This is a genomic window from Chromobacterium alticapitis (assembly GCF_002924365.1).
Lineage (GTDB): Bacteria > Pseudomonadota > Gammaproteobacteria > Burkholderiales > Chromobacteriaceae > Chromobacterium > Chromobacterium alticapitis.
Genome location: NZ_PQWB01000017.1, coordinates 391,691 through 401,085, shown reverse-complemented (window position 1 = coordinate 401,085; position 9,395 = coordinate 391,691). Strand labels below are relative to the sequence as shown.

Annotated in this window: 9 protein-coding genes and 3 tRNA genes; 4 read left to right on the top strand and 8 right to left on the bottom strand. The window is 58.7% G+C overall.

Translation table 11 applies throughout. The features are described 5' to 3' along the window. The 6 genes from C2I19_RS05780 to rsmD form a co-directional block, all read right to left on the bottom strand. Positions 1–234, bottom strand: a 234-nt coding sequence (locus C2I19_RS05780) for a GTP-binding protein (protein ID WP_233201110.1), incomplete at its 3' end; no start/stop codon positions are given. A 39-nt stretch (positions 235–273) separates the two neighbouring features. After that, positions 274–348: transfer RNA gene (locus C2I19_RS05775), tRNA-Thr, on the bottom strand. Positions 349–372: 24 nt separating this feature from the next. Further along, positions 373–446: transfer RNA gene (locus tag C2I19_RS05770), tRNA-Gly, on the bottom strand. Between the two features lie 53 nt (positions 447–499). Beyond that, positions 500–584, bottom strand: a tRNA-Tyr gene (locus C2I19_RS05765). 139 nt (positions 585–723) lie between these two features. Then, complete coding sequence (locus C2I19_RS05760; RefSeq protein ID WP_103901749.1) at positions 724–975, bottom strand: YfhL family 4Fe-4S dicluster ferredoxin; 252 nt, start codon at positions 973–975, stop codon at positions 724–726. Positions 976–1,079: 104 nt separating this feature from the next. Then, complete coding sequence (gene rsmD / locus C2I19_RS05755; protein ID WP_103901748.1) at positions 1,080–1,634, bottom strand: 16S rRNA (guanine(966)-N(2))-methyltransferase RsmD; 555 nt, start codon at positions 1,632–1,634, stop codon at positions 1,080–1,082. 222 nt (positions 1,635–1,856) lie between these two features. Between rsmD and ftsY the strand changes: the two genes are divergently transcribed. The 4 genes from ftsY to rpoH all read left to right on the top strand — a co-directional run bounded on the left by ftsY (position 1,857) and on the right by rpoH (position 5,583). Beyond that, complete coding sequence (ftsY, locus tag C2I19_RS05750; RefSeq protein WP_103901747.1) at positions 1,857–2,975, top strand: signal recognition particle-docking protein FtsY; 1,119 nt, start codon at positions 1,857–1,859, stop codon at positions 2,973–2,975. A 58-nt stretch (positions 2,976–3,033) separates the two neighbouring features. Continuing rightward, entirely contained in the window at positions 3,034–3,687 is a 654-nt protein-coding gene (ftsE, locus tag C2I19_RS05745) for a cell division ATP-binding protein FtsE (RefSeq protein ID WP_103901746.1), read from the top strand. Further along, positions 3,684–4,592: a permease-like cell division protein FtsX gene (ftsX, locus tag C2I19_RS05740; RefSeq protein ID WP_103901745.1), complete on the top strand. Its 909-nt coding sequence runs from the start codon at positions 3,684–3,686 to the stop codon at positions 4,590–4,592. The genes ftsE and ftsX overlap by 4 nt, the downstream gene beginning before the upstream one ends. A gap of 127 nt (positions 4,593–4,719) precedes the next feature. Next, positions 4,720–5,583 carry an RNA polymerase sigma factor RpoH gene (rpoH, locus tag C2I19_RS05735; protein WP_103901744.1) on the top strand — a complete coding sequence of 288 codons (864 nt, stop codon included), beginning with the start codon at positions 4,720–4,722 and terminating at the stop codon, positions 5,581–5,583. 72 nt (positions 5,584–5,655) lie between these two features. Here rpoH and C2I19_RS05730 read toward each other — a convergent pair whose 3' ends face one another. Beyond that, on the bottom strand, positions 5,656–7,479 hold the full coding sequence (locus tag C2I19_RS05730) for a PglL family O-oligosaccharyltransferase (protein ID WP_233201109.1): 1,824 nt from the start codon (positions 7,477–7,479) through the stop codon (positions 5,656–5,658). A 45-nt stretch (positions 7,480–7,524) separates the two neighbouring features. Beyond that, positions 7,525–9,363 (bottom strand): PglL family O-oligosaccharyltransferase, encoded by a 1,839-nt coding sequence (locus C2I19_RS05725; protein ID WP_103901743.1) that lies wholly within the window; start codon positions 9,361–9,363, stop codon positions 7,525–7,527. Between the last annotated feature and the right edge of the window lie 32 nt (positions 9,364–9,395).

Here is a 9,395-nt window from a genome sequence, read left to right as displayed (position 1 = left end):
AGCGTAGTGGCGGGATTCGGTTTCGTATTCAACGTGCGCGGTATTGATGGTGATACCGCGAGCCTTTTCTTCCGGCGCGCTGTCGATCTGGGAGTAATCCTTAGCCTCGCCACCGAACTTCTTGGACAGAATGGTGGTGATAGCAGCGGTCAGAGTGGTTTTACCATGGTCCACGTGACCGATGGTGCCGACGTTTACGTGCGGTTTGGTCCGCTCGAACTTTTCCTTAGCCATGGCAAATTTCCTGAATACGAAACAAGCTACATTAAATGGTGGTGCCCATGGGCAGAATTGAACTGCCGACCTCTCCCTTACCAAGGGAGTGCTCTACCCCTGAGCTACATGGGCCCTAAAACAGGCTAATCAAACGCTTGGAGCGGGTGAAGGGAATCGAACCCTCGTCATAAGCTTGGAAGGCTTCTGCTCTACCATTGAGCTACACCCGCCTGGCTTTACAACAAGACAGCTCAACTTCACTGCCAAGCGCTTCATCTAATTCTGGTGGAGGGAGAAGGATTCGAACCTTCGAAGGCAGAGCCGTCAGATTTACAGTCTGATCCCTTTGACCGCTCGGGAATCCCTCCTGAAAGAGACCCGAATATTATAGACAGCCCCAGCAGTCGTCAACACCTTTATCGAAAAAAAATGCATTTTTCTGCGTAAAAACAGAAAACGCCCCACAGAAGGCAGAGCGTTTTCTTTTGAATCAAGCACTTGCAAGCATCAGGCCTGACCGGAAATTTTAAGATACTTCTCGTGAAGCTCTTCTTTTGTCTCCGGATGGGACGGATCCAGCGGGATGCAGTCCACCGGACAGACCTGCTGGCACTGCGGCTCATCGTAGTGGCCGACGCACTGGGTGCACAGATTGGGATCGATCTGATAGATCTCCTCGCCTTGGGAGATCGCGTTATTGGGGCACTCCGGCTCACAGACGTCGCAATTGATGCATTCGTCGGTAATCATCAAAGACATAGTATTTTCCTCAAGTATTCCACATCGTGAATTCTGTCACCCGCCGCCTGGCGCCGCAAGCGCGCGCTGGTTATATCCTTAGACGGCGCGGCGACGGCAAGCCCTCAGTCCTGGGCGCGAACCAGCAGGCCGTACTGAACCATGCCGGCCTTGTCTCTCTTCAGCAGCGCCAGCCCTTCCGGCAAAGCCTCCGGCCACTGCCGGGCCTCGACATAAGCCACGCCGCCCTCGCTGAGGCAGTTCGCCAGCAGCGGCAGCACTTGTTGCAGCAAATCGGAGTCATAAGGAGGGTCGACAAAGACGACGTCGAAGCGCTCTCTGCAATTCTTCAGATACAGTAGCGCATCGCCGCCCACCACATCCAAGGAGGCGGCCTTCAGCAATTGGCGATTTTCCTGCAGCGACTCGCACACCAGACGCGACTTCTCCACCATCACCACTCGCCGCGCAGAACGGGACGCCGCCTCGAAACCCAGCGCGCCGCTGCCGGCGAACAGATCCAGGCAAGATTTGCCGTGCAGATCCTGTCCCAGCCAATTGAACAGCGTTTCGCGCACGCGGTCCGGCGTGGGGCGCAGGCCGGCGGCATCCGGGAAGGGCAACATGCGGCGTCGGAATTCGCCGCCGATGATTCTGACCTTGTTACGTGACTGACTCATGACTCTCGACTCTTGAAACAAGCGCAGGAGTTTAACCTGATCAGGACTTTAACGCCTCTTTCCCTCCCGCTGTCGCGCAAATCTGTCGCATGGCCGACGCAAAACGGATTTATTCCTTATATTAGTTGCGCGCCAACCTCATCGCCATGCGCGCAATCCTGTGCGCCAAGCCGTTTGAGGATACAATTTAGCCATTTATCGCTTTTCCTGGTCCATTTACGCATGTTCAGCTTCTTCAAGAAAAAGCCCAAGCCGGCGGAAACGCCGCAAATCGAATCCCCCGCGCCGGCGCAAAGCGCGCCGGAGGCGATCCCGCCCGCCGTCGAGCCGCAGATCGAAACCACGATCGCCGCCGCTCCCGCGCCGATCGAGCCGGTTTCGGCGGCCCCCGCCGCCACGCCTGCCGCCGCGGTAGAAGCCGCGCCCTTGAAAAAGATGAGCTGGACCGAGCGCCTGAAAGCCGGCCTGGCCAAAACGCGCGACAAGCTGGGCAAGCAGCTCGCCGGCCTGTTCGGCGGCGGCAAGATAGACGAGGAACTGTACGAAGAATTGGAAACGGTGCTGCTGACCGCTGACATGGGCATGGACGCCACCGTTCACCTGCTGCAAGACGTACGAGAGCGCGTATCGCTGAAGGGGCTGAAAGATTCGTCCGAATTGAAAGGCGCGCTGAAAGACTCGCTGCAGGACCTGATAGGCCCGCTGCAGATGCCGCTGAACGTGGAAGGCAAGAAGCCCTTCGTGATCATGATGACCGGCGTCAACGGCGCCGGCAAGACCACCTCCATCGGCAAGCTGGCCAAGTACTATCAGAGCCAGGGCAAGAGCGTGCTCCTGGCCGCCGGCGACACCTTCCGCGCCGCCGCGCGCGAGCAGTTGATCGCCTGGGGAGAGCGCAACAACGTCACCGTGATCGCCCAGCAAGGCGGCGACTCCGCCGCCGTGTGCTATGACGCCATCCAGGCAGCCATCGCCCGCGGCATAGACATCGTGCTGGCCGACACCGCCGGCCGCTTGCCGACGCAGCTGCACCTGATGGAAGAAATCAAGAAAGTGAAGCGCGTGATCCAGAAGGCCCTGCCGGACGCTCCGCACGAAGTGGTGCTGGTGCTGGATGCCAATATCGGCCAGAACACGGTCAACCAGGTCAAGGCCTTCGACGATGCGCTGGGCCTGACCGGCCTGATCCTGACCAAGCTGGACGGCACGGCCAAGGGCGGCGTGATCGCCGCCATCGCCAAGCAGCGCCCCATTCCGCTGCGTTTCATCGGCGTGGGCGAAAGCATAGACGACCTGCGCCCCTTCGACAGCCGCGACTACATCGACGCGCTGTTCGAATAAAAACAGCCTGCGGCCGCTTGCGGCCGCCTTTCTCAGCCAATAAGCGGGAAACTCCCACATGATTCAGTTCGACCAGGTCACCAAGCGCTATCCGGGCGGCAACGAGGCCCTGAAGAACCTGTCGTTCACCATCGAAACCGGCGAGATGGTGTTCCTCGCCGGCCACTCCGGCGCCGGCAAATCCACCTTGCTCAAGCTGGTCGCCGGCATCGAGCGCGCCACCAGCGGCGGCGTCATCGTCAACGGTCAGAACCTGTCCAAGCTGCGCGCCAGCCAGGTGCCCTATGTGCGCCAGCACCTGGGCATGGTGTTCCAGGACCACAAGATCCTGTTCGATCGCAGCGTATTCGACAACGTGATGCTGCCGCTGGACATCATAGGCTTCGACCGCCGCGACGCCGCCAAGCGCGTGCGCGCCGCGCTGGACAAGGTGGGCTTGCTGAGCAAGGAAAAGAGCACGCCCATCCGCCTGTCCGGCGGCGAGCAGCAGCGGCTGTGCATCGCGCGCGCCGTGGTGCACCGCCCCAGCATCCTGCTGGCGGACGAGCCTTCGGCCAATCTGGACCGCGCTTACGCCCTGGACATCATGGAATTGTTCAAATCCTTCCACCAGGTGGGCGTCACCGTGCTGATCTCCGCCCACGATGAAACGCTGATGGAAGACTACGGCCGCCGCATCATCCGCCTCAGGGAAGGACAGTTCGCCGCATGAAACACTTTCTGTATCTGAACTGGCAGAGCGCCAAACAGGCCCTGGTCAAGATTCTGCGCCAGCCCTTCGGCAGCATGCTGACTCTGCTGATGCTGGCCCTGGCGCTGGCATTGCCCTTATCGCTATACCTCGCCGTCAGCAGCGTGCAGGACTGGGTGGGCCGGCTCACCGCCACCCCGCAGATCACGCTGTTCATGGAGCTGGCGGCCGAGGACGCGGACCTGGCCGCAGTGCAGACCACGCTGTCCCACCACCCCAAGGTGAAAAGCTTCACTTATGTCAGCAAGGGCAAGGCGCTGCAAGATCTGGAACAGCGCAACGGGCTGTCCGGACTGTCCGACGGCCTGGCCGGCAACCCGCTGCCGGACGCCTTCGTGGTGACGCCCAAGTCCATGGAGCCGCGAGAGCTGGACATGCTGCAGAAGGAGCTGTCCGGCCTGCCGATGGTGGAAATGGCGCAGTTCGACGCCCATTGGGCCAAGCGCCTGTTCGGCATGGTGGAAATGGGCCAAAAGCTGACCTGGTTCCTCGGCGCGGCGCTGGGTCTGGCCCTGGTGCTGGTAACGCATAACGCCATCCGCATGCAGATCCTGGCGCGGCAGGACGAAATCGAGGTATCCAAGCTGATAGGCGCCACAGACAGCTTCATCCGTCGTCCCTTCATGTACCACGCGCTATGGCAGGGCGTGCTGGCGGCGCTGCTGGCCTGGGGGCTCTCCAGCTGGCTCGCCGCGGTGGCCAATCCCTCCATCCGCGAGTTCGCCATGCTGTATGGCGAGCGCGTGGAGTTGCGCGGGCTGAATCCGCCGGAGCTGGCGGTCCTGATCGCCGTCTCCGCCCTGCTTGCCATGCTGGGGGCGCGGCTGGCGTCGGACCATCACCTGCGCAAGGTGGAGCCGAAATAAACATGACAAGCGAAAGGTTTCGGCTATCGGGCCGATTGTTAAAATCATTGACTCGGGAACCTTTCCTTGCTAGCACTCTCAATACTCGAGTGCTAACATAGCACTACCCAAGGAGGTAGCCATCGCAATGAACACAACATTTGCCCTTCCCGTCCCGTCCACCAGCGGCAGCCTGGAGCAATACATCCAGGCCGTGAATAGCGTGCCCATGCTGACGCCGGAACAGGAAATCGATCTCGCGACCCGTTTCCAGCAGGAAAACGACTTGGAAGCGGCGCGGCAGATGGTGCTGTCGCACCTGCGCGTGGTGGTGTCCGTCGCGCGCGGCTACGCCGGCTACGGACTGCCGCAGGCCGACCTGATCCAGGAAGGCAATATCGGCCTGATGAAGGCGGTGAAGCGCTTCGAGCCGGACCGCGGCGTCCGCCTGTTCTCGTTCGCCATTCACTGGATCAAGGCCGAAATCCACGAATTCATCCTGCGCAACTGGCGCCTGGTGCGCATCGCCACCACCAAGCCGCAGCGCAAGCTGTTCTTCAATCTGCGCAGCATGAAGAGCAGTTTCTCCGCGCTGTCCGAGCAGGAAGCCAAATCCATCGCCGCCGACCTGGGCGTCAAGCCCGAAGAAGTGCGCGAAATGGAAATCCGCATGAACGGCCAGGATATCTCGCTGCTGGCCGACAATGACGACGAGGACAGCTACGCGCCGATAGACTGGCTGGCCGACAGCCACAGCGAGCCGACCCGCGCGCTGGAACGCCGCGCCTTCGACCATCTGCAGTCCGAGGGCCTGGAGTACGCGCTGTCCACGCTGGACGCCCGCAGCCGCCGCATCGTGGAAGCGCGCTGGCTGGCCGACGACAGCGGCTCCACGCTGCACGAGCTGGCCGCGGAGTTCGGCGTATCCGCCGAACGCATCCGCCAGATCGAAGCCAAGGCGCTGACCAAGATGAAAACCGCGCTCAACGAAGGCGTGGTGCTGGATCACTGATCCGCCCCGCTCATAAAAAAAGCCAGCTCGATGAGCTGGCTTTTTTTGCGCCCGCCGCCGGCGGGCCGGCGTTTACTCCGGCAATGTCCGGAACTTGGGCGGCAGCTTGTCGTAGACCTCGCGGCAAACCTTCTGCAACGGCTCCCATTCCGGGTTCGCGTCGCCCAGCGTCTCGATGAACTGCCCGGCATAGGTGGGGAAAGAGGCCAGCGTGGTGCGCAGCGTCTCCTCGGCCTTGGCGCGCTCACCCGCCAGCATTTCCATCTGCGCGCGCTTGAGCATCACGTCCGGATACGGACGGAAGGCGGTCAGCCTGTCTTCCAGCGCCAGCTTCTGCCGCAGATTATCGCGGTTGATCGGCAGATAGTCGTCCAGCGTGTACAGCGCGTGATAGGCGAACAGCGGCTTGGTTTCGATGATCTCGACCAGTCTCGCGCTGCGCTTGGCATCCTTCTGCGCGTTGCCGGTGGGCGTGTACAGATTGACCAGTTCCCAGAACATGGGCGTGGTGCTGATGGACAGCCATCCCACCCAGGCCAGCGCGGCCAGCAAAGGCAGGCGCAGCATGGGCGAAGCGGTTTTCTCGTCGCGCGGCGCCATGGCGGCGAACACCACCAGCATGGCCAGGAAATAGAAGTACCACAGCGGATACTCCAGCATGCTGTGGGTCAGCGTCACGGCCAAACAGCCCAAAGCCAGCACGCCCTCCGGCGTGGCGGCGCGGCGGAAGAACGGCCATATCGCCCAGACAAAGCCGCCCACCACCAGCCCGGTGGCGGGGCCGCCCATTTCGGCCAGCAATTGCATCAGCAGATTGTGCGCGTTGGTGAACAGGCCGCTGTTGTAGCCTGCCGCGGCAAACTGCGGCAGCGGCTGCAGCCGCACGCTTTCCGCCGCGTACTGCGACCAGCCCACGCCCCACATGGGATGCGCCTTGAAGGTCAGCCAGGCCTTGTGCATCTCGGCAAAGCGTCGGGCGCCCATATCGTCGCCGTTGGCCGCCAGCCGCGCCACGCCGGAAGCGTTCTCCACGTCGGCGTGCGTCAGCAGGGACACCAGGTGATTGAACAGGGGCAAGGCGAACTGCGCGGCCACGATGACGACGCTGCTCAACCACATCGCCTTCATCAGCCGGCCCAGCGCCTCCTCGCGGCTGCGCCAGTACCACAGCGCGGACAAGGCGGACAAGGCAACCAGATACAGCAGTATGGTGCGCGAACCGGCCCAGGCCAGCATCAGCGACATCCACAGCACCAGCGCGATCAGCCAGTTTCGGCCCAGCCGGCCTACCGCGTACAAATAGACGCCGGACGCTACCGACCACATCAGATAATGCGCGTACTGGTTGCGCTGGCCGATATGGCCAAAGATATTGCTGGTGGGATGCGAGCTGTCGTAGAACAGTCCCAGGACCGGCGCCAGGCCGGTCACTTGGGCGGTGCCGATCAGCGACTGCACCAGGCCGCCGACGATGATCGCGCGCGCCAACCATACCGCGAAATCGCGATCGCCGAAGGCGCCGCGCAAGGACGCGGTCAAGGAAGCCAGCAGCGCCAGCGACAGCCAGCCCAGCGCCGTGGCGTAGCTCATGCCGGGAAACAGCAGATGGACGAATTGCGGCTGCACGGCCCACACCGCGGCCAGCAGCAGGCACCACCAGGAAGCGCGCGGCACGGCGTCGAACAGCCGGCCAGACGGAATCAGCAGGATGCCGGCGGCCAACAACAGCCAAATCACATTGATTTCGGCGAACCACTGCGGCAGCGGCACGAAATGCACGCGCGAGGCGAACGGCACGATGGCGATCAACGCCAGCGCCAGCAGCGCCAGGCGCTCGGATAGTTTCGGAAAAGTCATGGCGGACCAGATGGACGGAAACAGCGGAGCCGGCAGCATACCGCATGCGCCGGCTCCGTAGAACCCGCCATGTGTTTCGGGCTGTTACAGACACCTTGCACCACGATCAGCAGCGGGACATGCGGCACGGATAATGGCTTTGCGTCCGGCATCGGTCTCCCCCCCGGCCACCGAACCCGCAATCAGTGCTTTATGAGCGAGTTCCTGCAATGGCTTCAATTCTGGATTTTGGTATCTCGCCAAATCATGAAAATATCGTGGTGTGTTGTCAGGGTAATTAATCAATGCCAGTACCAATGCTTGCCTAGCCCCAGCGGCATCATTATCCAGCCCACGAACAATAGCCAACTTAATCAAAGGACCAGGAAATGGCTGATATCGCGCCACTCTCTCCAAAATATCACGCTGCAATGCCAGAGGGAAACTTGGCTCCAAATATTCCACGATCCCCATATCTCCCTCCCATGCCCAAAGAGGATTCCTTGCCAATTCCGTCATTCTAATAGAGCGCCGCATATTCTCTATCGCATTGCTAGTGGGCGTATAGTTATCCACCACTTTCCAATAGAAAAACATACCAACTACAACATACGCCAAGCCTAAAACCCCAAAGATAAAAACAAGCCCGCGAAAAAAACCTTGACTCACACCAACCCTCATTACAGGAGCTGGCGATAGCCCGCAAATTAACACAAGCATGAGCAAAAACGGCAAATACCACAAAGGATACTCAACCATGGAGTGACAGAGCAAAGTCATAGCAATGCATATTAAGAATAAATTCCGAACCGTTTGCTGCCCAGCTCTGAAGAATGGGAAAATACAATACATCAGACCAAGCAATGAAATAGCCGTACCAACCAGCCCCGTCTCTGCCAGCAGTTGCAAAATAAGATTGTGGCAATGAATAAACAATTCACTTAGAGGAATAATCGGTCCATCTCCATAAACCTGCAACCAAGCTGACTGCCAAGCATATCCGCCTAAGCCAACTCCAAACCAAGGATGCAGCAGAAAAACATGCCATGCCTTACGCCACTCAGCCAATCTACGAGGCCCAGCGCCTACGTCATTTGGATTGAAACCAGATCCAGCCGGCCCTTGCAATCTCTCAAAGCCACTCGAAACATCTAAGTTAAAATGGAACAAGCTATTCAAACCATGAGCCAAATAAACACCCAAAACCTGCATTACCAGCAATAAGAATACCGTTATTAAAAGTGCTCTCCCCATCCTGGCAACAGCATCATCCATTCTGGCTCGCCAATACCACACCCCTACTAAGAATATAAAACCAAGTGAATACACAACAGGCATTCTCGAGCTTGTCCACGCAATTAGTATGGCAAAAAGAGTAAGCAATAGAGTCAAGCATGCGCCAGAAAGACGCCGCACCCCATAAAGATACGATGATGAAATCATGCCCCAACATAGAAACTCTGCCAGCAAATTTCTCTGTCCAAAATTCCCTATCACCACCAATGGGGTATCCTTATTAAAAAGAATCCACCCTCTCGCCAAACCAGCCATACCTAACGCCTGCACTAACCCAATCGCAGACTGAATCAAAGACGTAATAATAATCATCCACGCCAGTGAATCAACAAGCTTGGCCCGACCACCGTCTGCTAGTGCTCCTATGCAAAGCACCAGGCATGATAAAAATAAAAACAAGCAAGCCACTGCAGGAAAACCATATTGAAGCATCGTCAAAAACAGCATAGAGAGCATCAACAAAGGAAAAAAAACCCTTGAAACCACCAAACCATTCAGTTCTTTAAGCCCAATAAAAAAGTAAAGTGATATAAAAAACAAAACACTGGAATTAGTCACCCAATCACCATTAGGCGCATAATGCCAAGGATTGAGAAAAGGGAGCGCCACTGCCGCAGCAATAAACCAAACAGAAAGATGACTTTTCATAAGGGTGCTCAAAAAAAACGGACAGCCAAAGC

Coding starts and splice junctions, on each gene's coding strand:
- ftsY (WP_103901747.1), top strand. CDS start 1,857: ATGTTCAGCTTCTTCAAGAAAAAGCCCAAGCCGGCGGAAACGCCGCAA.
- C2I19_RS05760 (WP_103901749.1), bottom strand. CDS start 975: ATGTCTTTGATGATTACCGACGAATGCATCAATTGCGACGTCTGTGAG.
- rpoH (WP_103901744.1), top strand. CDS start 4,720: ATGAACACAACATTTGCCCTTCCCGTCCCGTCCACCAGCGGCAGCCTG.
- ftsX (WP_103901745.1), top strand. CDS start 3,684: ATGAAACACTTTCTGTATCTGAACTGGCAGAGCGCCAAACAGGCCCTG.
- C2I19_RS05730 (WP_233201109.1), bottom strand. CDS start 7,479: ATGCTGCCGGCTCCGCTGTTTCCGTCCATCTGGTCCGCCATGACTTTT.
- rsmD (WP_103901748.1), bottom strand. CDS start 1,634: ATGAGTCAGTCACGTAACAAGGTCAGAATCATCGGCGGCGAATTCCGA.
- C2I19_RS05725 (WP_103901743.1), bottom strand. CDS start 9,363: ATGAAAAGTCATCTTTCTGTTTGGTTTATTGCTGCGGCAGTGGCGCTC.
- ftsE (WP_103901746.1), top strand. CDS start 3,034: ATGATTCAGTTCGACCAGGTCACCAAGCGCTATCCGGGCGGCAACGAG.